This is a genomic window from Salinivibrio sharmensis (assembly GCF_001995985.1).
Classification (GTDB): domain Bacteria; phylum Pseudomonadota; class Gammaproteobacteria; order Enterobacterales; family Vibrionaceae; genus Salinivibrio; species Salinivibrio sharmensis.
The window spans coordinates 1-23,356 of sequence record NZ_MUFC01000013.1; the positions used below are offsets into that span (position 1 = coordinate 1).

At 48.7% G+C, this 23,356-nt stretch carries 26 protein-coding genes; 5 read left to right on the plus strand and 21 right to left on the minus strand.

Features of this window, described 5'->3' with window-relative positions:
- Positions 1 to 173 precede the first annotated feature (173 nt).
- The 3 genes from BZG74_RS11885 (at position 174) to BZG74_RS11895 (ending at position 2,123) form a co-directional block, all read left to right on the plus strand.
- Positions 174 to 557 (plus strand): cytochrome b562, encoded by a 384-nt coding sequence (locus BZG74_RS11885; protein WP_077772795.1) that lies wholly within the window; start codon positions 174 to 176, stop codon positions 555 to 557.
- Positions 558 to 594: 37 nt separating this feature from the next.
- The gene (locus tag BZG74_RS11890) at positions 595 to 1,326 is read left to right on the plus strand and encodes a lipoate--protein ligase family protein (protein ID WP_392397594.1); all 732 of its coding nucleotides are present in this window, start codon (positions 595 to 597) and stop codon (positions 1,324 to 1,326) included.
- A 65-nt stretch (positions 1,327 to 1,391) separates the two neighbouring features.
- Positions 1,392 to 2,123, plus strand: coding sequence for a glutamine amidotransferase-related protein (locus BZG74_RS11895; RefSeq protein ID WP_077662506.1), 732 nt, complete (start codon positions 1,392 to 1,394; stop codon positions 2,121 to 2,123).
- A 93-nt stretch (positions 2,124 to 2,216) separates the two neighbouring features.
- Here the strand turns inward: BZG74_RS11895 and pcp are convergent, their stop codons facing one another.
- The 4 genes from pcp to BZG74_RS11915 form a co-directional block, all read right to left on the minus strand.
- A complete protein-coding gene (pcp, locus tag BZG74_RS11900; protein ID WP_077772797.1) occupies positions 2,217 to 2,861 on the minus strand; it encodes a pyroglutamyl-peptidase I in 645 nt (214 codons plus the stop codon).
- A 74-nt stretch (positions 2,862 to 2,935) separates the two neighbouring features.
- A complete protein-coding gene (msrB, locus tag BZG74_RS11905; protein ID WP_077772798.1) occupies positions 2,936 to 4,075 on the minus strand; it encodes a peptide-methionine (R)-S-oxide reductase MsrB in 1,140 nt (379 codons plus the stop codon).
- Positions 4,076 to 4,195: 120 nt separating this feature from the next.
- Positions 4,196 to 4,906: an LrgB family protein gene (locus BZG74_RS11910; RefSeq protein WP_077608514.1), complete on the minus strand. Its 711-nt coding sequence runs from the start codon at positions 4,904 to 4,906 to the stop codon at positions 4,196 to 4,198.
- Between the two features lie 6 nt (positions 4,907 to 4,912).
- Entirely contained in the window at positions 4,913 to 5,344 is a 432-nt protein-coding gene (locus BZG74_RS11915; protein WP_046075946.1) for a CidA/LrgA family protein, read from the minus strand.
- A gap of 129 nt (positions 5,345 to 5,473) precedes the next feature.
- Here BZG74_RS11915 and BZG74_RS11920 point away from each other — a divergent pair, with 129 nt between their 5' ends.
- Positions 5,474 to 6,376 (plus strand): LysR family transcriptional regulator, encoded by a 903-nt coding sequence (locus tag BZG74_RS11920; protein ID WP_077772799.1) that lies wholly within the window; start codon positions 5,474 to 5,476, stop codon positions 6,374 to 6,376.
- A 203-nt stretch (positions 6,377 to 6,579) separates the two neighbouring features.
- Here BZG74_RS11920 and BZG74_RS11925 read toward each other — a convergent pair whose 3' ends face one another.
- From BZG74_RS11925 to folM, 14 genes are all read right to left on the minus strand, one after another.
- Positions 6,580 to 7,215, minus strand: a complete 636-nt coding sequence (locus tag BZG74_RS11925; RefSeq protein WP_077772800.1) for a hypothetical protein — start codon at positions 7,213 to 7,215, stop codon at positions 6,580 to 6,582.
- 655 nt (positions 7,216 to 7,870) lie between these two features.
- A complete protein-coding gene (locus BZG74_RS11930) occupies positions 7,871 to 9,118 on the minus strand; it encodes a hypothetical protein (RefSeq protein ID WP_235605757.1) in 1,248 nt (415 codons plus the stop codon).
- Positions 9,119 to 9,327: 209 nt separating this feature from the next.
- Complete coding sequence (locus tag BZG74_RS11935) at positions 9,328 to 10,401, minus strand: LPO_1073/Vpar_1526 family protein (protein ID WP_077772802.1); 1,074 nt, start codon at positions 10,399 to 10,401, stop codon at positions 9,328 to 9,330.
- The gene (locus BZG74_RS11940; protein ID WP_077772803.1) at positions 10,391 to 10,573 is read right to left on the minus strand and encodes a hypothetical protein; all 183 of its coding nucleotides are present in this window, start codon (positions 10,571 to 10,573) and stop codon (positions 10,391 to 10,393) included. The genes BZG74_RS11935 and BZG74_RS11940 overlap by 11 nt, the downstream gene beginning before the upstream one ends.
- Positions 10,574 to 10,669: 96 nt before the next feature.
- Positions 10,670 to 11,317: a GNAT family N-acetyltransferase gene (locus BZG74_RS11945; protein WP_077772804.1), complete on the minus strand. Its 648-nt coding sequence runs from the start codon at positions 11,315 to 11,317 to the stop codon at positions 10,670 to 10,672.
- Positions 11,318 to 11,837: 520 nt separating this feature from the next.
- Entirely contained in the window at positions 11,838 to 12,719 is an 882-nt protein-coding gene (locus BZG74_RS11950; protein ID WP_077772805.1) for a metal ABC transporter permease, read from the minus strand.
- Positions 12,716 to 13,561, minus strand: a complete 846-nt coding sequence (locus BZG74_RS11955) for a metal ABC transporter permease (RefSeq protein ID WP_077772806.1) — start codon at positions 13,559 to 13,561, stop codon at positions 12,716 to 12,718. Before BZG74_RS11955 ends, BZG74_RS11950 begins: the two co-directional genes overlap by 4 nt.
- Positions 13,558 to 14,439 carry an ATP-binding cassette domain-containing protein gene (locus tag BZG74_RS11960; RefSeq protein ID WP_069362891.1) on the minus strand — a complete coding sequence of 294 codons (882 nt, stop codon included), beginning with the start codon at positions 14,437 to 14,439 and terminating at the stop codon, positions 13,558 to 13,560. The genes BZG74_RS11955 and BZG74_RS11960 overlap by 4 nt, the downstream gene beginning before the upstream one ends.
- Entirely contained in the window at positions 14,426 to 15,328 is a 903-nt protein-coding gene (locus tag BZG74_RS11965) for a metal ABC transporter substrate-binding protein (protein ID WP_077639996.1), read from the minus strand. The genes BZG74_RS11960 and BZG74_RS11965 overlap by 14 nt, the downstream gene beginning before the upstream one ends.
- A 191-nt stretch (positions 15,329 to 15,519) precedes the next feature.
- Positions 15,520 to 16,227, minus strand: a complete 708-nt coding sequence (locus BZG74_RS11970; protein WP_158020651.1) for an HAD family hydrolase — start codon at positions 16,225 to 16,227, stop codon at positions 15,520 to 15,522.
- A 101-nt stretch (positions 16,228 to 16,328) separates the two neighbouring features.
- On the minus strand, positions 16,329 to 16,898 hold the full coding sequence (locus BZG74_RS11975; RefSeq protein WP_046075932.1) for a YceI family protein: 570 nt from the start codon (positions 16,896 to 16,898) through the stop codon (positions 16,329 to 16,331).
- Complete coding sequence (locus tag BZG74_RS11980; RefSeq protein WP_077772808.1) at positions 16,895 to 17,434, minus strand: cytochrome b; 540 nt, start codon at positions 17,432 to 17,434, stop codon at positions 16,895 to 16,897. The genes BZG74_RS11975 and BZG74_RS11980 overlap by 4 nt, the downstream gene beginning before the upstream one ends.
- Before the next feature lie 111 nt (positions 17,435 to 17,545).
- Positions 17,546 to 17,911, minus strand: a complete 366-nt coding sequence (gene folX, locus BZG74_RS11985; protein WP_046075930.1) for a dihydroneopterin triphosphate 2'-epimerase — start codon at positions 17,909 to 17,911, stop codon at positions 17,546 to 17,548.
- A 21-nt stretch (positions 17,912 to 17,932) separates the two neighbouring features.
- Complete coding sequence (gene folM / locus BZG74_RS11990) at positions 17,933 to 18,631, minus strand: dihydromonapterin reductase (RefSeq protein WP_077772809.1); 699 nt, start codon at positions 18,629 to 18,631, stop codon at positions 17,933 to 17,935.
- A 193-nt stretch (positions 18,632 to 18,824) separates the two neighbouring features.
- Between folM and BZG74_RS11995 the strand changes: the two genes are divergently transcribed.
- The gene (locus BZG74_RS11995) at positions 18,825 to 19,415 is read left to right on the plus strand and encodes a DNA-3-methyladenine glycosylase I (protein ID WP_077772810.1); all 591 of its coding nucleotides are present in this window, start codon (positions 18,825 to 18,827) and stop codon (positions 19,413 to 19,415) included.
- Here BZG74_RS11995 and BZG74_RS12000 read toward each other — a convergent pair.
- From BZG74_RS12000 to BZG74_RS12010, 3 genes are all read right to left on the minus strand, one after another.
- The gene (locus tag BZG74_RS12000) at positions 19,412 to 19,894 is read right to left on the minus strand and encodes a C40 family peptidase (protein ID WP_077772811.1); all 483 of its coding nucleotides are present in this window, start codon (positions 19,892 to 19,894) and stop codon (positions 19,412 to 19,414) included. The two genes, BZG74_RS11995 and BZG74_RS12000, sit on opposite strands and share 4 nt — an antisense overlap.
- Positions 19,891 to 21,120 carry a GGDEF domain-containing protein gene (locus BZG74_RS12005; RefSeq protein ID WP_077772812.1) on the minus strand — a complete coding sequence of 410 codons (1,230 nt, stop codon included), beginning with the start codon at positions 21,118 to 21,120 and terminating at the stop codon, positions 19,891 to 19,893. The genes BZG74_RS12000 and BZG74_RS12005 overlap by 4 nt, the downstream gene beginning before the upstream one ends.
- 216 nt (positions 21,121 to 21,336) lie before the next feature.
- Positions 21,337 to 23,319 (minus strand): exoribonuclease II, encoded by a 1,983-nt coding sequence (locus BZG74_RS12010; protein WP_077772813.1) that lies wholly within the window; start codon positions 23,317 to 23,319, stop codon positions 21,337 to 21,339.
- Positions 23,320 to 23,356 lie beyond the last annotated feature (37 nt).

Genomic DNA, 23,356 nt, shown 5'->3' on the forward strand with positions numbered 1-23,356 from the left:
GTTTCATATTATCTAACTTAAAATCATTATCATTTACAATTAATCATACCATCTGGATGCGGAATGTGTAAGTGCTTTACATTGTTTTACGCTTCTATACTAGGCAATACCCTGAGAAGTGAGTAAGATACAGACGCATTATTATTACTAAAAAACAATTACATGGAGCAAAAATGAAGAAAGTCATACTCACGGGCGCGATGGCGGTGCTGCTGACGTTGAACGTCTCGGCCTCTGAGCTAAAGCCGATCATGAAAGAAATGAAAATGACCTTTAAAGAGGCGGCGAGCGCACAAAGTATCGAAGCCATGCAAGCCCCGGTTGCGAAATTAGAAACCCTGATCGCGCAAGCTAAAGCGGGTAGCTATCCACCGGAAAAAGCAGAGACCTTCATGGAAGGGTTCGATAAGCTGGCGGTGACAGTAGAGGAAATTGATGCCGCGCTGAGCGAAGGCGACCTTGATAAGGCGCAACAAGGTTTGCGCCAAATTGATGCCTTGCGTGAAGAGTACCACGACAAACGCAACCCAAGCATTTGGCAGCGCTTATTCGGTTAATCGCGCAATCAGTGAACGTGACGATAGCGAGGGTATGATGGCGACTCAAAAAACGATTCTGCGTTATCCCTCGCTGTCGGTAGCATCTGCATTTGAGAAAGAACAGGCGTTGATCTACCGAGTAGAGCAGGGTGAACTCAACGAGGCATTACTGCTTTGGCAGCCAGATGCGCAAACCTTGGTGCTGCCAGCAGGCCAAAAATGGCTCCAAACGCCTGAATTGCGTCGCGCCCTATCAGCGTTAGGTTGGCAAATACAGAGCCGCCGAACAGGCGGGGCGCCGGTGCCGCAACTACCCGGCGTGATCAACGTGTCTTACCTGACGGTGTGGCCGAATAACACCCCTTATCATATCCAAACGGCGTACCAGTATTTTTGCACCATTTTGCAGTCTTTTTTCCATCAGTTAGGCATTACGACCACGGTGGGTGACACGCCCGGATCGTATTGTGATGGTGACTACAACCTCAATATTGCCGGCAAAAAAGTGGTGGGAACCGCCCAGCGTATTCTGCATTTAGGTGCGGGTGCAGGCAAACAAACCGTAATGCTGGCACAAGCGTGTCTGCTGATTGATGCCGATTGCCAACATATTGTTGCCCCTGTATCGCTGTGTAATCAGCTTTGTGGTCAAACCGATCGCATTGAGGCCGAGGTGCATACCCCCTTGTCGGCGCACTTAGGTGAATTGCCGACAACCGAACAACTGTTTCAGTTGTTGACTCAAGCGTTTATAGCAAGGCCACTACTCGTGGTGGGCAAGGCTTGAGGCCGCGGCTCAATATAGTATGCTTTAGCACAATCGTGCCTAAAACAAATCCCAAGGAGAGAGGAATGCGCGTCCATCTTGTTATTCACGAGGCGTTTGAAGGCCCAGGAGCCATTTTAGATTGGTGTGACGAGCGTGCCTATCATGTGACCACCAGTCATTTGTATCGGGGCGAGCCGTTGCCAGAAAGCGGTGAAGGCATTGACCTGCTGGTGGTACTCGGCGGGCCGCAGAGTCCAGATACGCCACAGTCTGAGTGTCCGCATTTCGATAGCCAACGCGAGCAAGCGCTGATTAAGCAGTGCATCGAACAAGGCAGCGCGGTGTTAGGGATTTGCCTCGGCGCGCAACTGATTGGTGAAGCCTTGGGCGCGCCGTATCAGAAAAGTCCTGAGCCCGAGATTGGCTATTTCCCCATCCAATTAAGCGAAGATGGTCACATCGACGAGCACATTCCGCACTTCGCACCGCAAGAAATTGTGGGCCATTGGCACAATGATATGCCGGGGCTGACACCAAATAGTCGTGTACTGGCTAGCAGCGAAGGCTGTCCGCGCCAGATCGTGAAGTACGGACCACGGGTGTATGGCTTTCAATGCCACCTTGAGTTGACGCCTCTGGCGGTTGAAGGCTTACTGCAAGCCGCCTATCCAGAGGGTGAGGCCGCTAACAAGCGCTTTATTCAAGACCCTGCCTCCATTCGCGCCTTTGATACGGCTCCGATGAATGCGCACTTGTTTGCCTTTCTCGATAGCGTTCTGACTGACAACGATCTCGTCACTGAGTGGCTGTTTTAAGCAATTAGGTTAGGAGCACGGTAACCGCCACTGTGCTCCACCTACTAAGCGCCATTGTTGGAGCGTCATCGTCTGAGCGCCATCTACCGCGTGTTAGTGCAACATGCCTTCACACACGGCGGTGACATCATCATCCAATAAACTCAGTTCGATGGCTATCTTCATTGCTGCCACCACATCACTTACCGGCATGCTCGGGGCGCGGTGTTTGCACGCTTGTGCTGGGCTGTAGGGAATATGAATAAAGCCGGCGCGTACCTCGGTGTGATGAGCCAGCGCATGCATCAAGCCATAAAACACGTGGTTACACACAAAGGTGCCCGCGGTGTAAGAAACACTGGCAGGATGATGCGCTTCGTTCAATGCGTTCACTAAACGGTTGAGGGGCAAGGTAGAGAAATACGCAGCGGGCCCAGATGGCACCACCGGTGTACCATGCGGCTGCTTACCGGCGTTGTCGGGAATGGGCGCGTCCTGATAATTGATCGCGACCTTCTCTAAGCTTATCTCTGCGCGACCACCGGCTTGGCCAAGGGCGATCACCATCACCGGACTGAGCGATTCTAGCGCGCTGTGTAACGTCGGTAAGCTGTCTGCAAAGGTGCAGGGCAGGCGCACGGCTTTAACAATGCACTCCTCATTAGGCTGCCAGCCTTCTAATGCTTTTGCCACTTGCCAAGACGGGTTATTGCTTTCGCCGCCGAAGGGTTCAAATCCGGTTATCAATATCGTATGCATCCAATGCCTCGCGTAAAAAAGCGGTAGAGCTGTACTCTACCGCAGGTTTCCAAGCCAATCACGCAAAGGTTGGTTTATTCAAAAAGATAGAGATAATCCTCATAACCGGCATCGGCCATTTTATCGACGGGCACAAAGCGCATCGCGGCTGAGTTCATGCAATAGCGCAAGCCGGTGGGGGCGGGACCATCCTCAAACACATGACCAAGGTGCGAATCGGCGACCTTGCTGCGGACCTCGGTGCGCGTGTAGAACAGGGAGTTATCCGGCTTGGTAACCACATACTGCTCATTAATGGGCTGTGTGAAGCTTGGCCAGCCAGTACCGGATTTGTATTTATGAGTGGAGGAGAATAGCGGCTCGCCCGAAACGATATCCACATAAATCCCCGCTTGCTTGTTGTCCCAATATCGATTGCGGAACGCGGGTTCAGTGCCGTCTTCTTGAGTGACTTCATACTCAATGTCTGACAACATCGCACGAATTTTTTCATCCGAGGGGCGCGAGTAGCGGGTGTTCGTTGATGTCATCTCTTCCGCTTTTTGCGCATCAATCATCTCACGCAAGGTGACCGGGTTGTCTTTGCGATCATCACCAAAAATCTCGTCCAGATACTGGTCACGCCCTGATGCATAGCGATAGTAGCTATAGCGAATGCTGTGGTTTTTGTAGTAATCCTGATGATAACTTTCTGCGGGCCAGAATTTCTCGAACGGGATCAATTCGGTTTTCAGCGGCTTTTTGAACACGCCTAACGCTTCAATCTCCGCCATAAAATCCGCGGCAATTTGCTTTTGTGTTTCAGAGCGATAAAAAATCGCGGGACGATATTGTGGGCCACGGTCAACGAACGAGCCTTGGTCATCGGTAGGGTCGATATGACGGAAAAACTGATCGAGCACCTGTTCGTAATCCACGACTTTTGGATCATAGGTGACATCAGTCACCTCAATATGCCCGCTGGTGCCGGACGAAACCTCTTTATAGGTGGGATTTTCAAGCTCACCGCCTGAGTAGCCAGACACCACATCAATCACACCGTTGAGCTTTTCAAGATCAGATTCTGTACACCAAAAGCAGCCGCCAGCAAGCGTCGCTTTATGGTAGCCTTGGTCTGTGGTGGCGGTATCTTTTACCGCCGCATAACTTGCTATCGATAGCAAACTGAACGCTGTAAACGCGATAACGCGCCACATTGACTTGTGCTGTTTCATGATCGCCTCGTTATTGGGGTTGGTGAGGATAAAGACCTGCGCGCCAAGCAGAAACTTTCATCCTCTCCCACTTTTCTATTGTTACAGATAACGTAGCGCAGAAAAGTCCTTAGCGATCACCTACCAAAGCAGCTGACCCAATACAGGGGCAAGCAACACAGTGACCATGCCAGCAATCATCATCACCACACTCGACACCACCCCTTCGGCATGGCCTATCTGATAGGCTTTAGCAGTGCCTGCTCCGTGTGCTGATGCGCCCAAACTTGCGCCGCGTCCTAAGCGCGAGCGAATCGCAATCACGGTCAGAATACTTTCACCAATCGCCATGCCAATCACCCCAGTGAGAACCACAAACAGCGCGGTGAGATCGCTTTGCCCGCCAATCGCTTTGGTGGCTTCTACGGCAAAAGGGGTGGTGATTGAGCGCATCGCCAAACTGCGTTGCAGCAGTTCAGACAGCTCAAACACCCGCGCTAGCACCACAGTACTGGTAATCGCGACCAGCACCGACACAGTGACACCGATTGACAGGGATAACCAATGGCGGCGGATGAGCGCGCGGTTATCATACACAGGGATCGCAAACGCCACAGTCGCCGGACCCAGCAGCCACAGCAGCCAGTACGATTGCGCCATGTAGTCTTGATACGGAATATTAAACCCAACCACTACCGCGACAATCAGCAAGGGCGCGAGCAACAATGGCATCACCAGAATGGAGGGGTGACGGCGATACAGCCATTTGCTCATGTAATAAAAGCCAAGAGTCATTAAAAAGCAGGTAACGCTTAATAACGAGGCGTGAAGCCAAGTAGGTAAAGCAGACATCATGGCTTAGCACTCCGGTTTTAAATCAGGGTGGTGCGTGTGGTGGTGGTTACTGCGGCGGCGCGCCATTTTAACCTCAAAACGGTACACCTTATCGACCACCCAAGCGGTTGACGCAATCACCATCGCGGTACTTAAAATCAGTACAACCATGATTTTACCGCCTTCTTGCAGCAATAAATCTTGGTAGTTGACCACCGCCACCACCGCCGGCACAAAAAACAGCAGCATCTCGGCTAATAGCCACGCCGCCCCGCGGCGCAACCAATCGGCACGGACAATTTTCAACATCAATGCGCCTAACAACAGCAACATACCGGTGAGGTTGGCCGGTAGTGGAATAGCAAAGGTTGTGACCAACCAATCAGACAAAAACCAAATGCCTGCTAAGACAAAGACTTGCAGTAAGGTAAGTAAGGCGTTTTTAATCAATTGCATCGAAGGCGAGCCAAGAATCTGTGAGATGGCTCATAGTTTACGTCTTGGCAGAGAGTGAATAAAGTGACTTTTTTTTATTTAAACTATGCCAAAATGGCATGATTAACGATTGGCTTTTAAGGGCCGTTTATGGATATTCGTGCGTTGCGCTATTTTATTGCCTTGGTGGAAAAGCAGAGCTTTACTGCCGCTTCGGCGTCGTTGCATGTGACGCAACCGACAATCAGTAAAATGGTGCGTAACCTTGAGCAAGATGTGGGTCAGCCGTTGTTGCACCGAGAGGGAAGGCGGTTTTGGTTAACCGATGCTGGAGAGGTGGTGTATCAGCGCGCGCAGAGCATTATTGCTGAGTTCGAGCAGCTAAATACCGAGCTGGACGATCTCAACCAACTGGCGCGCGGCCAGCTTAGATTGGGGATGCCACCGATGATAGGGCCGCTGTACGCCAACGTGTTGCGTGAGTATCGCCGGCGATATCCGAACGTGGCGCTCAGTATTGTTGAATACGGAGGGCGGCGCACCGAACAAGCGCTGATCAATGGTGAGATTGATGTGGCAATCACCATGCTCACCGACACCCAGCCCGAGTGCTTGCAAAGTTTACCCTTACAAACTCACCCCATTTATGCAGTGCTGCCTAACCAAGCCGCGTGGCGTGCGCAAAAAAGCCTGACATGGCAAGAAGTGAAAGACGAGCCGTTTTATCTGTATAGCGCCGAATTTACCTTAAGCGATCGGATTATTGCCCGTTGTGAAGAGCATGGTTATCAGCCCACCATTGCCGCGCGTAGCAGTCAGTGGGATTTTTTAGCCGCTTTGGTGAAAAGTGGTGCAGGGGTGGCGTTTTTACCTGCGCCCTTATGCCAGCGCCTTAGTGCCAGCTTGGAAGACAGTGAGTTATTGCTGGTGAAACCGATAAGCCCAGCGATTGAATGGCAACTTGGGTTAGTCTGGCACGGCGAGCGTTATGTCTCACGCACCGCCGAGGCCTGGATGCAGTTGTGTCAGTCGACAGAGGTGATGGAGAAATAATGACTGCTTTCCCAGAATTGCTACAGGGAGGCAGAGCTATCGCGTGGATAGAAAGCGACGTGAACGATTGAGTTGTGGCAAGGGTAGCAGTGCGAGATTGTGTGATGGGGTGAAAATCATTTAGATTTGTATCGTTTGATGTAGGGCCCAAAACTTCAGGAGCTCAATTACTTTTTTATATGACTAGCCCAAAATTAAAAAAGCTACCTCAGCCTTTTTATGTGATATTGAATATTACTGTTTACTTCGAATAATAGGTTTGAACCATAAGTATCAAACTTTAAAGTTTGCTCCGAAATATTAGTTCTAATTATCACCTTAAGGTGCTGGTTTTTAAAGTTATTAATTTCCCTGACCGATACAAGTATACTCTCTTGATCTTTTATGATTCTGAACTGAGCTGCGTCCTTTTTGTAGTACAACTTTGGCTCAAGGTCGCCTAAAGGATTCCAATGAACCCCTTCAGCTAACCTAAAGTCTAAATCTAGGCCTTCAGTATAATGTTTATATAAGTTTCGCAATGTCCTCGGCTTACAGTCATAAATATATACCTGCACGCTTTCAAGCTTGATTGGTCTATCATAGACATTATAAATCATAAACCTTAATTTAGGGCTGTCGGTTTTTTCATCCACAATTTCTACAAAATCTACCGAAGGATACGATTGCACCGCCACAAGTTTAGATTGGTATAGCGTTTGCTCGGCTAGTTTTGCTGTAAATTTTGTGGAATTTGCAGAGATTCTGGCATAAAGCGCAGCTATTAAAGCGACAACTAACGCTAATGAAGCTATTATTGTATCTAAATAGGAAAGTGCATTAATATCGTCTTGATTCACGTACTACCTCATGAGTTCTCCGGCTCTGCAATGCCACACCAAAAATGGCATGGCTCCCCCCTCTTGAAGATAGGCCACACTGAGGTATGGTCTTTATTATCGGAGGTAACTATGTCTAGTTAATCATACCGTGTCGTTAACTTTACTAGGCGACACTTTATCTTTACACGTTAACTTACTGACTATATTAGCAAACATGCCTGCGATGTGCATAGGCATTGCAGCCTGAAGTGGTGGGCTGGTTATTGGTTCAGGTAGTTGATCCCAGATGTCATGAATCGAACTGTTGTTGCCCTCGCGACAAAACGTACGTATTGTGTTGACGTTTTGCACCATCAAACAGATTATCAAGACTACGCGGCCTAACTCGTCGCTGTCGTAAGGAGAAATACACCAACCGGGTCATTGCACACGCAAGTTGATGAGTATCGGTGAAAACCATTTGCAGAGAGCCTGTTAATGCGGCGGGCACCTTGATGCCTTCTAACGAATTAGGCACTGCAACCGCGCAATGTCATCAGGGCCATGACGTGAGTCAGTAAAAGGCCGAATGTAGAGCGGCAGTCCAAACCAAACTCAATACGCTTCGCGGATGCTTAACGAACGGGGGAATCCATGTAGCCGCATTCAGCGGCTTGTCCGCTTCAATGCTTTGTTAGCTCGATAAATTTCCATCTATAGCAAGAGTTTCAACAACTTTTTCTTGGTAAGACATAACTAAAGGAAAACTATCGACATTCACAAATAGTTTAATTAATTCTTCTTTCTTTACATTTTCGATGTTTGATCCTCTGTAAACAATAGGAGACGTTTTACTTTTATTTCCCCCATCAGAGAGCATTAGATTTAATTTCATTACGCGTGCGAGCTCTTCTTGATAAAGAAAAAACTGTCTCAAATGCGTATCAGTAACGCAGGCCTTACCCGCCTGATTTACTGTTAAGACCTCATCAATGAGTCGGTTTAGCCTAGAACGCGACTTAACTGCATCATCCATAACACCAACCCAACTTTCTTTTGATTCAGAAAGCAAGTTCATAAAATACAAAGTCCTAGCCTTGTTATAATTTATAAATCCAGGCCACATTACATCCTCACTCGATATCTCAAGCGCCCGATCGAACTGTTCACATGCAGACTTCAAATACATGATCACTTCTTCAATAACTGAGGGCGAGCAAGAATCAATATTAGATCTAACAAAATCAAGTCCATCTATCGAAAGGATATCCCTAATCTCCATGCTCAAGGACTCTTTAAGCAAGTGCATACCTTTTTTATTGTAATACAAGCCTAGGTAATTGTGATAAATCGTTTTTGTGACCGGATTTCGCAGAATAGGACCTCGGACATGAAGAAGATCAGCATGGATGTTGAAGTTGCCATTAGCTACAAAACTTTGATAAGAAACAACCGCTTTGAAAAGCTTGATAGTTTCAGTAATTTGTATGGAATTACCTTTACTAATAGATTGGAGAATATCACGTTGCCTATCTATGTTTTTTAGTATCCTATCCATTCGCTTTTTATAGCGTTTTTTGTCAGTTTCAACAGCATTGAAAACTGCAGGAAATAGTACGATTAGATCAACTAAATACTGTAATGTGTCAGCGAAGAGCACCGCCGTATTGGAATCTATTTTTAATTTTAGCTCTATCGACTCAAACAGCTCCTCATCTAAATCCTTTTCGTTTTTAGATTTATATTGACTTATAAGTTCTGGTAGAGAAGTTACATATCTTTCGTTATCGAGAATATTGCCGTCCATCTTGCTTATATTGTTTACACTGTCGATTGAAGTATAAGTGCGAACAGCGATAAATAAGGCCAACAACGCAATACAAAACCCTACTATTGATATGGTGAAATTCAGTAGGTCTTTGCCTTCCTTCAAGTAATACACCCATATTGCTAGACAGCCAGAAAATAGGACAAGCAAAAGAATGGTTATGTATAAGATACTGGTTCTTTTCATTAATTACCTAATGCATTGAGAATATTGTGAGATATCAAGCTAACGCTTGCTTAAGCGGTGAGTGAACGTGTGCCATGTTTGAGCGATAGCGAGTCGGCACGCGTTTACGAATCCTTCTTAAAGCACTTGTTATACGATTATTTAACCCATTTCCCAAGGTCAAAACTTATATCTTTAACTTTTTGCTTATAGTTGGCTTGTGCCAGTGCAATACCAACTGTCGTCAGCTGCAGTTTTGAAAGTTGATTATTTTCACCACCCCAGATATCTAACAAAACACCCAGCCCCGGGATTTTTTCCATCAACCATTCTTTAACCTCATTTTGATTCATCAACTTGGATTTGAAATATTGCCGCAGCTTATTAACTTCCTCGCCATTAATTCCAAGAGAATTTGCTTTTTCAGCTAAAACATTCTCGTCCATGGCGTTAAATTGAAATAAGTTTATTGTATGAAAGCAGTTCATTAACAGTGAATTGAAGTCGGACATAGGTTTTCCAAAAAACTGTTCGAACTCTTGCTCATCAAACCCCTTTTGAAACAATGCAGGATACTGACCAAGCATAAACACTGGAATTTCTTTGTACCAACTTGCTTCCATAAGGGTTACACAACCACTATATGCCAAGTGTTCAAACCATGAGTGATGATATTCAATATCTTGGTCGACAAAAACTAGTAATTCAGTGTTTATATATTTGATTAGGCTATCTAAGTCGTTCACATCCCCCCTGGCTAGACGAGTAAGAGAAAAATTTAGTGATAAAATATTTAGTTGCTCATTTGTGAGTTTGCTAACAACCTCAAGTGCTTCGTCAAGTACGATTTGCTTTGTGTTTCGCTCTGGAGTGGAAGCCCTTTGAACAAGTATGTCTACCAACATGTATTCCAAATCTTCGTCACCAGACTTAGCATATTGCTTTTGAGCTTCAAATAAAGCTGATTGCATTGCAGGCTGCTTCATTTGATTGATACCAGATTCATTTGTGTCTTGTAATTTTTTTAGAAAACTATCGGTAAGTTCTTCAGCTCTATTTTTTGCAAGTTCTGCGGCATCGTGTGAGAGTTGTATAAAATTTGACTTATAAACATCGAGGGCAATATCGCGGGCATCAGTGTAACTAATTCCTTGGTTTATGACTATAGATTGCCCTTGAAGGTTAGTCGACGAGTCACCAGCTTGTTGCTTTTGTACTTGATCATTTATCATTTTTATTACCTATATTGATATCACCGCCTGATTGGTAATTTGTAGAATTGTCACCCGATTTTTGTATTTGCGTTGAACTAGGATTTTTCCTAAACAATGAAAGTAAAAAAATCAGCACAGATACACCAATACCACTGAACACCCACTCTTTATTTTCGAGCAACCAACTCATAAATCCTCCTAATCATATAACGCTTTGCACAGCGGAAAACAAAAGTGGAGGCCACTTTTTGGCCGAAGCTTTTGGTTTTCCGACTGCTGCAACTTGTTAAATGCATTTCCTCTCCATTGGTATGCCACTATCTAGTTCTATGGCTTGTTTTGCAAAATCTGTATCTTCTACCTTAAAACCGTGTTGCTCAAAATACGAAATTTGATCATTTGAGGCTGCTGATAGAGTAATTTTCTTGATATTATTGGACTTACCTAAACTAATTATATTCTCTAGTAGCTCGGAAAATAGCCCTAAGCTTCTATATTCATGAAAGGAATATTCTTGGTTAGACTCATCAACTGGTTCATAAGGGTTACTAAACTCAACATCTGATATGTGAAGATTATTTGGATATGTTCTTGAGAGTAATAGCTGACCACAAATGTCTCTTTCGAGGGAATCATCATCAACATGAGCACGAATCAGAACGATATCTTGCACAACCTTCCGCTTCATTATTTTTTCAACTCGGCGAAATATAAGAGGATCTCGTTCATCAAAATATTTTGATAGCTTCTGAGGATTTACTTTTGCTCCAGCCTCAATGTAATGCATCCAAGCACTGGCTCCAAGCTCAAATAAACACCCAGGTTCTAACTCAGAAATTTCTTCAATATCATCCATTCCGTAATAGTCGATAAGGACGGGTTTATCGAACTTGCTTTCTAAGCTGTCGACTGGATAAACCTCTTCAAGATTCATGCATTACTCCTTTGCATTTAACATTGTATTAGTACGCATGCGAGATTTCCCAAAACCGTTACACGCACTCTTTTTCATCTACTAACTGAAATATCTACAGTCTATCGCCTCTCATACATATCGCTTTTCCGCGAAAATGTACACGCCGCCTATCTCTGTTCCAGCCTTCATACTATCCCCAAGCGTTAAGCTGTCACCGATTGACTAATCAATGCTTTTAATCATCCATTCTGGGGGAGTGTGCATCTGTCACGGATAAACGCGCACGTTTTGCCATGCTACCGCCAGCTAGTTGTCGGCACCTAACACGCCATTGAGTGGGTAGATTTGGGATTAGTGTATCAAGGCCTGTTTTGGTTTTCGTACGCTATTGTCCAAAGTGTTAGGTAAGCCATGTTTTGTGAGGTGGGTACAAGAAGCTGGTTAGAGCGCCAAGGAGCGAGTCGGGATGATGGGGCGGTGCGCGATTAGGGCTATGGCTCTTCTCGCGCACTGCTCAGGTTGGGATCGCCGATGCCGATCAGTGCGATTGCGCCGAATGGGTGGTAGATGGGCGCGTTGCTTTTGTGGTTTGCTGCGTTGGCTGTGGGCGTTGTTGGTTGCGGTGGATTTGATATTGCTGCCACGCGAAGGTCACCACAAAACAGCCGGTGAGTAACAATACAATGGTCGGGCCGGGTGCACTGTCGAGGTAAAACGACAGGGTGACGCCGCCCACGGCGGTGACTAAAGCAATTGCACAGGCAATCCATAACATGCGGCTAAATTGTTTGCTGAGCATAAAGGCGGTGACGCCCGGTGCAATTAACATCGCCACCACTAAGATGATCCCCACGGCATGTAAGCCCGCCACAATGGTAGCTATCATCACCGAGAGCAGGAGCCAATGAAGTTTCTGCACGGGGAGCCCGAGCACGCTGGCTTGCGCGGGGTCGAACGATAGCAGCATTAAATCTCGCCCTTTAAGGAGCACCAGCGCCAGCACGACCAAGCCGGTGATGGCGGCGGTGAGCAGCTGTTGGTGGTTAATCCCCAACAGGTTGCCAAATAGAATATGATCAAGGTGCAAATCAGACGGGAACTGACCTTGCAAAATCAGCCCCAGTGCGAAAAAGCCAGAAAACACAATCCCCAGCAAGGTGTCTTCTTTCACACGGCTATTTTGTTTGAGCCAATGCACACTGGTGGCGCATGCAGATCCGGCGGCAAAGGCGCCGACAATCAGCGGCAGGCCAAACAAGTTTGCTAGCACCAATCCCGGTAGCACCGCGTGTGCCACGGCATCACCAATCAATGACCAGCCTTTCAACACCAAATAGCAAGAAAGCAGCGCGCAGGGTAGTGCCACTAAGATGGCCATCAGCAAGGCATCTTGCATAAAAGTCAGTTGATACGGATTCATTGCAGTGCCTCCTGACGTTTGGCGCGCCGCGCGAGCAAACCGTGTTTGGGGCTAAACACAAAGGCGGCTAAGAAGAGTCCCACTTGGGCCAGCACAATCAGTGCGCCGGCATTAAGGTTGGCGAAATAGCTGATATACACCCCAAACAGTGAGGTGACTGTGCCGATGACACCGCTTAGCACCAACACGGGCCCGAAGCGATCACTCAATAAATAGGCGGTGGCGCCGGGGGCGATCACCAAGCAAATTACCAAAAAGGCCCCGACACTTTTAAGTGCCGCCATGGTGCAAGCGCTGAGCAGCGCAAAAAACAGCACCTTGAGCCCCACCACAGGTAAACCAATGCAGCGGGCGTGGCTTTCATCGAAAAAGGTCAGCATAAAATCACGCCATTTCACCGCCAGTACGGTGAGGCTGACCAAGGCAATGACTAGCATTTGCATCGCATCAAGCGGGGCAATGGCAAGCAAGTTGCCCAGCATAATTTGTTGAATATCGACCGCGACGGGCGAAATGGAGACTAAAAAGAGCCCGAAGGCGAAAAAGCTCGAGAAAATTAAACCGATGATCGCATCTTGTTTGATGTGGCTACGTTGGTGCAAAAACAGCATCACGCTCGCGGCCATACCGCCGGCAACAAAAGCGCCGAGCGAAAAGGGCAGGCCCAGCATATAAGCGCCGGCAACGCCTGGTACAATCGCATGAGAGAGGGCATCGCCCATCAGCGACCAGCCTTTGAGCATCAAAAAGGCCGAGAGCAAGCCGCACACGCCGCCAATCAAGGTGGTGACCAGCAATGCTTTTTGCATGTATTGATAGGCGAGGGGATCGAGTAAGCTCATTCGCGCCGCTCCTGCGCGCTTTGTTCGCGCTTGCCATACACCACCAAGGGCCGCTCGTCGTCGGAAATCACCGACAGTTCGCGCGGATCGGCGTCTTGGTGGAGCTGATCGCTAGGCATGACATACTGGCGCAGTTTGCCGCCAAAAATGGCACTCAGGTTCTCGGTGGTAAAAACATGCTCGGTGTGTCCGCCTGCCACCACCGCGCGATTGACCAACACGGTACGATCGCAAAAGTCGGGCACGGTGCCAAGGTTATGGGTGGCAATCAAAATGGTTTTGCCTTCGTCTTTGAGCTCGAGCAGCAAACGCATAATCGACTCTTCACTGGTGACATCTACGCCAGTAAAAGGCTCATCCAGTAAAATCAGCGGGCTGTGCTGAGCCAGCGCACGGGCGAGAAAGACGCGTTTTTTCTGTCCGCCGGACAGTTCACCAATTTGGCGCTGGCGAAAGGCTGTCATACCCACGCGGGCTAAGGCTTCATCCACTGCCTGATGATCCGCCGCTTTGGGGCGACGCATAAATGACATCTTGCCGTAGCGGCCCATCATCACCACGTCTTCCACTAACACCGGGAACGACCAATCAATCTCTTCTGATTGAGGCACATAAGCGACCAAGCCTGCTTTTTGCGCTTGCTTAATTGGGGTGCCGTTGACTGCGATGCTGCCACTGCCGGGGTTCACAAACCCCATGATCGCTTTAAACAAGGTGGATTTGCCGCTGCCATTGGCACCGACTAGGGCAGTAATGGTTTGCGCTGGCAGCGAGAAGCTGGCGTGTTCAAGGGCACACAGGCCGTTTCGATAGACGACACGTACCTCGTTGACATCTAACACACTGGGCGTGCCGTCGGTTAAATCATAGTGCGTCATGGCGTAACCCCGCTAACACGGTTTCTGTGGTAACTGTCAGTAAGGATAGATAGTCAGGCACGGGTCCGTCAGCTTGACTGAGCGAATCGACATATAAAATGCCACCATAGTGTGCGTCGGTTTCCGCGGCGACTTGTTTGGCGGGTGCATCAGACACGGTGCTTTCAGAGAAGACGGCACGCACTTGGTGTTCTCGTACGGTATCAATCAGCGCGCGGACTTGTTGCGGGGTGCCCTGGCGTTCGGCGTTAATCGGCCATAAATAGGCTTCGTTGAGGTTTAAATCACGCGCGAGATAAGAGAAAGCGCCTTCACTGCTTACCAACCAACGCTGTGATTCGGGGACAGCGGATAAGGCATCTTGCGCACGCGCGAACACGGCTTGAATTTGCGCCTTGTAGGCTTTGGCATTGGCTTGGTAGTGCGTTTGGTTGGCAGGGTCGTACTTAATCAGGGCTTGCTCGATGTTATCGACATATCGCATCGCATCTGAGGGCGACATCCACGCGTGTGGGTTGGGCTTACCACGATACGGGCCCGAGGCAATCACAATCGGCTCCACCCCGTCAGATAAGATCACATTCGGCACCTTATCAATGTGCTGGAAAAAACGTTCGAACCAGCGCTCTAAGCCTAACCCGTTCCACATCACCACATCCGCACCTTGCGCACGCAGAATATCTCCCGGAGTGGGTTGGTAATTGTGGATCTCCGCGCCGGGTTTAGTGAGAGACACTACCTCGGCATGCTCGCCCGCCACGTTGGCAGCCATATCAGCCAGAATGGTAAAGCTGGTCACCACTTTTAACTTGTCCGCGTGTTTTAATTGGTCGGCGTGCGCCATCGGAGAGAGCAAGAGCGCCGCAATAATTAGCAGGTGTTTTCTCATAAGCGTTAATCTCGTTCATTATGCGTGTGACTACGGCGTGAGGTCGCCAGCCGATCATACGTTAAAGATAACGTTTATGATAATCATTCTCAAGTAAGTGGTAATAAAAAGGGCGCGGATAGCGCCCATTCATTGCTGTAATCGATCATTGCTACAACCCATGTGGGGTTGCATACAGAGAGAACGCACATTCAATCACGAATGGTGTCGTGCCTGGCCCACTCCATTATAGTCCAATCTTTTTCTTGCGCGTGCAGGCTTAAGTGTGGGTCGGGGTTGACGGCAAATGCGTTATCAACTTGCTCGAGAAGTGGCACATCCCAGTGCGAATCACTGTAGCCGTAGGTGTGGCCCACGGTATCGTGGCGGTCAGAGAGCCACGCCTGCATATAGTCATGTTTGCCACGAAAATCACGCACACAATGAGAAATGGAGCCGGTGTACACCCCATTTATGGTTTCGAGCTCAATCGCAATCACGGTGTCGAGCTTGAGTAGTTCGCCAATCGGCCTTGCTAAGTGTGCGGCGGTATTAGACACCAGCACACAGTGGTCACCACGGTTACGGTGCCATTCAATCCGCTCTAATGCTTGGGGCACTACGACTGGCGCGACCCGTCTATCGATAAAGTCAGTGACCCAGCGCTCAACAGTTTGGGTCGATTGCCCCTTTATTGGCGTGAGCTGAACGTGCATGTATTGCTCAAGGTTAATACGCGCTTTTTTGAAATCGAGATAGGCTTGCTTTTCTTGCTCAACCACATTTTGCGGGGCGAGATCGCGTTGGCAAAGATACTCCAGCCACGCTTGCTTGGTGTCAGTGGCGATAAGGGTTTCGTCGAGATCGAAAAATGCGATGTTGATAGGTGCCGTCATAGCTAATTGCTGATTGTTTTCCATGCTGCTCATCCTAGACAACAACTATGACGATTGGGTTTCAGTGTGCGACAAAAAAGCCTCGGAAGACCCGAGGCTTAATCATGATATCGATTGACGGTGGTTTACTGACGAATACCTTCTACGTGCAGCTCCATATCAACATAGGTGGCAGGGCCCATGGTAGGAATACCGAAGTCTTCAAGTTCAAGACGGGTGTTACCCATAAAGCCTGCGCGGTAGTTGCCCCAAGGATCTTCACCGTGGCCGACCAGTTCCGCGTCGATTTCAATTGGCTTGGTTTGGCCATGCAAGGTGAGATCGCCTGCAATGGTCATTGAGCCGTCGCCGTTGTCGGTGACCTTGGTGCTTTCAAAGGATGCTTGGCCATATTCGCCTACATCCAAGAAGTCACCGCTACGAATGTGCTTATCACGCTCAGCGTGGTTAGAATCGACACTGGTTGTATCAATCGTCACCGACACACTTGATGCGCCAATGTTATCTGGGTCGAATTCAAACTGGCCGTCAAACTGATTAAAGCGACCTTTGATAAAGCTGTAACCCAGGTGTGGCACTTTGAAGTTGACCGAGGCGTGTGCGCCCTTGGTGTCAATCATATAAGTGTCTGCAAGTGCAGGCCCAGATAAGAGTGTCGCGGCGCTCATTCCCATGGCTAACATGAGTTTTTTCATTTCGAGTTTCCTCCGATCATCTTCCGTAACGTGTTGTCTTTATCAATAAAGTGGTGTTTAAGTGCCATAAGTGCGTGGCCGGCGGCCAACACAATCAAGGTAATGGCAACGTAGTAGTGTACATCCCCAGCAATGTCTGACTGGTTAGGGAATAGCTCACCAGCGCTTGGCACGGTAAACCAGGTGAAGACATCTATGCCTCGGCCATCTGAGGTGGAAATCAGATAACCAGAAACGAATAAAATGATGAGCAACAGGTAGATTGTATGATGTCCCGCCGTTGCTGCTTTACGTTCCCACGCTTTGCCCTCTACATCGGGCATGGTGTGGGTGGCTTTCCACACCAATCTAACCAACGTGGTGAGCGCAAGTAGCAACCCGATTGATTTGTGCCAGTGTGGCGCGGTTTGATACCAACTGCTGTAATAACTGAGATCGACCATCCAGAGCCCAACAGCGAAAAGGCCGATAATCACAATCGTTGATAGCCAGTGTAGCGTACGCATCACCAGATCGTAGCCCGTTTTCGTTGTCATTGTTGTCGCCCCCATTCACTATTCAGACACAGTATATAAGGTGAACGGCAAGACATAACCGGCTCACCTTGAACAAGATGTTCGAATAATTCTAACGAACTCTTTACTGGGTTACGACTCGTCGGCGGTCCAGCTTAAACTGAGTGAAACAGAATCGGCGAAGCGGAGTGCGTGGGGCTTATCAATGGTGACTTGCGCATAACGCACCCAATGGTGGTCACGCGCAATGTCTAGTACGCCGGCGACAAGTTTCTCCAGCAATAAAAAACGACCATTTTCGACATAGTCGATGATTGCTTTAGTGATCACTTTGTAGTTGAGTGCATCATCTACGTTGTCTTCTTCACACGCTTTGTGGCCGGGATAGTGGATCTCAACATTGATCACCACATCTTGCTTTTTCTCTTGCTCGTCGGGATTAAAGCCAATGTAGGTGCGTAGGCGCAGGTTGGTTACTTTAATGACAGCGTCGTTCATAATCTTTCCCTGGTCACGAAATTAAATGAGATGGCGTCCGCCATCCAACTTGATGGACTGGCCAGTCATATGCTGACTGGCGAGAATAAATTCGCAGGCGTTCACCACTTCCTGCTCACCCGGTACGGTGCCCAAAATCGATTTACGGCGAGCTTTATCACGATAGGCCTCATCATCGCCCTCATTAAACATAATTAGCGCAGGTGAAATGCTGTTTACTTTTATGTGTGGTGCGAATTTTTGTGCGAATGAGAGCGTGAGGTTTTCTAGCGCGGCTTTGCTGGTCGCGTAGGCAGTGTGTTTTGCGCTGCCCTTTTGTGCGACATAGTCGGTAAGGTGAATGATGTCACCTTGCTGCATCCAGCGTGCCGCAGCCGTGTTAATAAGATAAGGCGTTTTGGCGTGAATTTGCATCATATTATCGAATAACGTGGCAATATCTTGGCTTTGCGTTTCGCTATCCCACGACGATGCGTTGTGTATGACGGTATCGAAGGTCGGATGCATCGCATCGAGCGACTCGATAAATGCGTAAACGCCCTCATCAGAGGAAAAGTCCGCTTGCAGGCAGTGTGCGCCGCGCGCCCTTAAGTCCGCCACTTGAGGTCGCTCGGTGCGATAAGATAGGGTCACTTGATGACCTTGATGAAGAAAGTGGCAGGCCAGTGCATAGCCGATACGCTGCCCGGCGCCAGTGATCAAGAGATGCTTTTTTGTCACGGGTTTTCCTTTCTGTTTATGGGTGTCATCAACAACACGGAGCAACGGTTCTGTTACGTTTCATAAACTTATCGCGATCAAAGATAGCGTGATATTCAGTGAAACGATAGCTTTTGCATGGTTAAGTCGCTGATTTCGTGCCACAAGCAACAAAACGGCTGCGTAAATATGTATGACAAGGGTGAGGTTAAAGATGGACATTTGCCAATGGGCACAACAAAGCGAGGCTGAGCGGCATTATCACGATACCGAGTGGGGCGTGCCGACATTTGATGATCAAGCGATCTTTGAGTTTATTTGTTTAGAGGGCTCACAAGCAGGGTTAAGTTGGCGACTGATTTTGCAAAAGCGTGCGGCTTATCGCGCGGCTTTCTGCGATTTCGACTTTTACCAACTCGCGAACGTGACCGAACCGAATATTGCTGAGATCATGGCCAACCACGAGATTGTCCGCAATCGCTTGAAAGTGGCGTCTGTGTTTACCAATGCGAAAGCGGCGGTGACGCTGGTGGAAGAGTATGGATCCTTGGCGAAGGCACTGTGGCAGTTTACTGACGGTGTACCGATTGTGAATCAGCACCAATCGGATGCCGATGTCGCCACCGCGACCGACGAGTCACGCGCGATGAGTCGCTTTTTGAAAAAGCGCGGGTTTAAATTTGTGGGCGAGACGATTTGCTATTCGCTGATGCAAGCGCTTGGTATGGTCAATGATCATGTCGTCACGTGTCCGCGCTATCAACCCTGTTGCGAACTGGCTGACTCGGTAAAAGCCTCGCCTTAGAAATAACGACGGAATTGCCAGAAGCGCGCTTGCCAATAAGGATTGTCTAAGCGTGACACTGTCACACCCTTTGAGGAGGAAGCATGCATAAACCGCTGTCCACCCAGAAAGATGCCGACATGGCGAAGGCCGGGGCGAATATGAAAAAACACCAGATCGCCTTGGCGTGCGGATTTATAGTCAATGGCATAGCCGGTTTTTGCTTGGCCGTGGGTGGTGCGCGGTAGTGGCGTGGCGAGCGCTTCTTGATAGACGTGCTGCGTATACGCTGAGCAATCGATACCTTGGTGTGAGGTGCCTCCCCAACGATAAGGTGTGCCTTGCCACTGACGATAAAGTTGAGTGAGTGCCTGGTCTAGCGCGTGGTCGCTAATTGTTTTGTCCGAACTAGGCATGTCAGCTGTCGTTGCGGCGTCACGCTGCGTCGCACAGCCTGCTAACATCAAGGCTAAAAAAGGTATCACTAAAACATGTTTCATACACTGCCCTTAATGCAGTTACGCCCGGCCTCTTTGGCTTTGTACAAGGCTTTATCCGCTAACTGCAATACCTCGTCGGGGGTGTCGGCTTGCGAGGCATCGGCATAGCCAATGCTGACAGTAATATTGACCGGTTTTTTGTCGCTGGCATGTCCGCGCTTTTGCCGGCCTTGCTTGTCATCATGAGGACGAGACTCATCACGCAGCACTAAGGGGTAATTGGCGATATCCTCACGCAGTGCGTCAAGAAACGGTAAGCAGTGCTCGGTGGTTTTTCCTTTAAACAACAACGTAAATTCTTCGCCGCCGTAACGAAAGGCACTGGCGCCCCCTTCACAATGCGCCATATGTTTGGCGACAAGCTTAAGAACATCATCGCCTGTTTCGTGACCGTATTTATCGTTAAATTTTTTAAAGTGGTCAACGTCGAGCATCGCAAGAGTATATTGGCGGCCTAGATGTTTGAGCTCGTCTTCAAGTGCGCGACGACCGGCAATTTCGGTAAGCCCATCAATAAAGGCCAGTTGGTGGCTGAGTGATACTTGGTTGGCAATCAATAACACACCCGCCAACGAAAATATCAGCGAAGAAATGAAAGGCACGTTAAAAAATACGAGGGTTGTGACACCGCATAATACGCTGACAAAAGCGGCATGATCCTCAATGCTATTTTTTCGCAACAGTCGAATGGTGCTGACACAGACCAAAATAGAAAGCAGCACGATCAGCAGCAGTGGCATGGGGCTCACTGACGTCACTCTTACTAATACCGGGTGTTGATGGAGATAGGAGGACAGCTCACCGAATTGCTGCACGAGAAGCGCACACCAACCGATTTCCATACCAATGGCGAGGAAAAAGAACAGGCCAAACCGAGAGGTGAGTTTTTGATCGCGCACGATGATCATATACAGCAAGTTAATCGGTAGTGCGACGGTGAGCAGCAAGTACTCCATGTAGGTCGTACCATGATTGAGTGGCGATTGCAGCCGCGTGAGGATCACTGTGTAGCCCACTAACAAGATCACCACCATCATACCGACGCGGGCGCTTTTGAATAAGTGGCTTAAAAGTAGCGCGGTGAATAACAGAAAATACGGCGCTGCGTATATTAAGTTGTAATAGGGGGCTAGCGAGGCAATCAAGGGTTGATAGCTCGCGGCAAGCAGCAGTAATAAAACAATGGGGGTCCCCATACGGACCACAGATGAACGCAAAAACCCCATGAAACCTCTTATCTGGTTGAGGTAACACCATTAACTTACCACGGATAGCTTCTTAGGGGATGGCCTGACGCTGAGAATGTGATAACTGCAATGGTCTAGCTAGTCAGTTTATTTTAATGATTAGATTATCATTTTGGGGACAAAAAGAAAGCCAAGCGATGGCTTGGCTTTCTGCGGACATTTTGTACCACGGGCGTGGTGAGAGCGAGAACAGGTTTATTCGCTCTGTGACGCCTCAGGCAGGGTAAATACCTGAGTCGGCTTGGCCACAATTGAGCGCGTTGTCTCTTTAATATCGGCAATCACCACTTCTAGGCTATCACCGAGCTTGAACTCAACGTTACCGTCGATAGTCACTGTGCCTGTTTCTTTATCACAGGCAATGCGGGTTTTGTTATCGATGATCAGCGATGATGGAATAAAGGCAGGTGCCCCGTTTTCCAACAAGCGTACACGCATTCCGGCACGGTTGATGTCAAAAATCTCCGCGGTATAGCGGGTTTGCGCTTCCACTTCTGGCTTAAGCAAGCGGGTGTATAGCCAGTCGGCGACATCACGCTCTGCCATACGGTGATGTTTACGATGACCGGCAAGCTCTTCACCCACGGTATCGGCCGGGGCATTGGCTTCGGTTTCGCCGCGAATAATCGCTTTAAGCAAGCGGTGGTTGATCATATCACCGTATTTACGGATAGGTGATGTCCACGTGGCATAGACATCTAAGCCCATTGCGTAGTGTGGTGCTGGCTCATGACCAATCTCGCTGTATGCTTGGAAGCGGCGCAAGCGGTTATCAAGATAGGTGGTGTCTAGGCTGTTTAACCAGCGACGGAGTGCACTGAAGCCTTCAACGGTGGCGAGGCTTTCGCTGTCCGCCTCGCCGTCATGCGCTTTTACCAGCTCGACCACATCGTCGAGCTTTTCGCTGTTAAAGCCGGCGTGTGTGTTGAAGATACCAAACCCGAATGCGTCACGAAGCTTACGACCCGCGCAGATGTTGGCGCTGATCATCGACTCTTCCACGATCCGGTTGGCAATGCGGCGCTGATCGGTGTGGATGGCAATCACGTCGTTGTCTTCGCTGAGCTCAAAGCGATAGTCAGGACGGTCGGGGAAGGTGACAGCATGCGTCTCACGCCACTCAATGCGTGCAAGTGCAAACTGGTGAAGCTGATGAATTTGGTCGGCGATGGCTGCTGTTTCTGGCTGCCACGACGCTTGTTCACCGAGTTCGATGTAATCAGACACTTTGTCATACGCAAGCTGACCGTGTGACTGAATCCAAGCCGAGAAGAATTCAGCGTCATCGATAATGGTGCCATCAGCATCAATATTGAAGGTGCAGCATAGTGCTGGGCGCTTTTCGTTGGCACGCAGTGAACATAAGTCATCACTCAGATCACGCGGCAGCATTGGGATGTTGCGCCCAGGCAAATAAATAGTAAACCCGCGTTCACGCGCGACTTTATCGAGCGCTTCGTCGGCATCAATGTATGCCGTTGGATCAGCAATGGCCACTGTCAGGGTAAAGCCACCTTCTGCGTTGGCTTGGACGTACAGGGCGTCATCCATGTCTTTGGTGGATTCGCTGTCGATGGTCACAAACGGCAAATCAGTCAGGTCACGACGCTCTAGCCCTTGCTCCAGTAGTGGCCACTCATCTTTTGGTGCCGGTTCTTGGTTGGGCAAGTTGTGTTTTGCCAGCGTGACCCACCAAGGGGCTATTTTATCGTCCGAATCAGTGATTTTTTCACTGACCTGGCACATAAAATTGTCATCGCCTTTCAGTGGATGGCGGATGAGGGACGCGACGACCCAGTCACCTTCTTTCAAGTTGTCTTGCGACAAGCCACGCTGCGTTTTTGCGCGCAGGGCGTCTTTCATTTGCGGGTGATCGGGAACCACGTTTAGACGGTTACGGATCCACTGCACACGACCAATAAAGCGATCTAAGCTGGCTTCTACCAGCGTATCCGGCTCAGCCACTTCGCGGTCTTTCTCCGTGCGAACGAAGGCTTCAACACGGTCACCGTGGAGCACTTTCTTCATATAAGGAGGCGGAATGAAAAGGCTGGTCTTGTCATCAACTTCGAGGAAGCCGAAGCCTTTTTCGGTGGCTTTTACCTGGCCTTCTTTTTTTGGCAAGGTTTCTTGGATCTGTTGCTTTAGCTGTGCTAGCAGGGGATTGTCTTGAAACATAACTCGGATCTCGATAAACGGATCGCCACACTATACG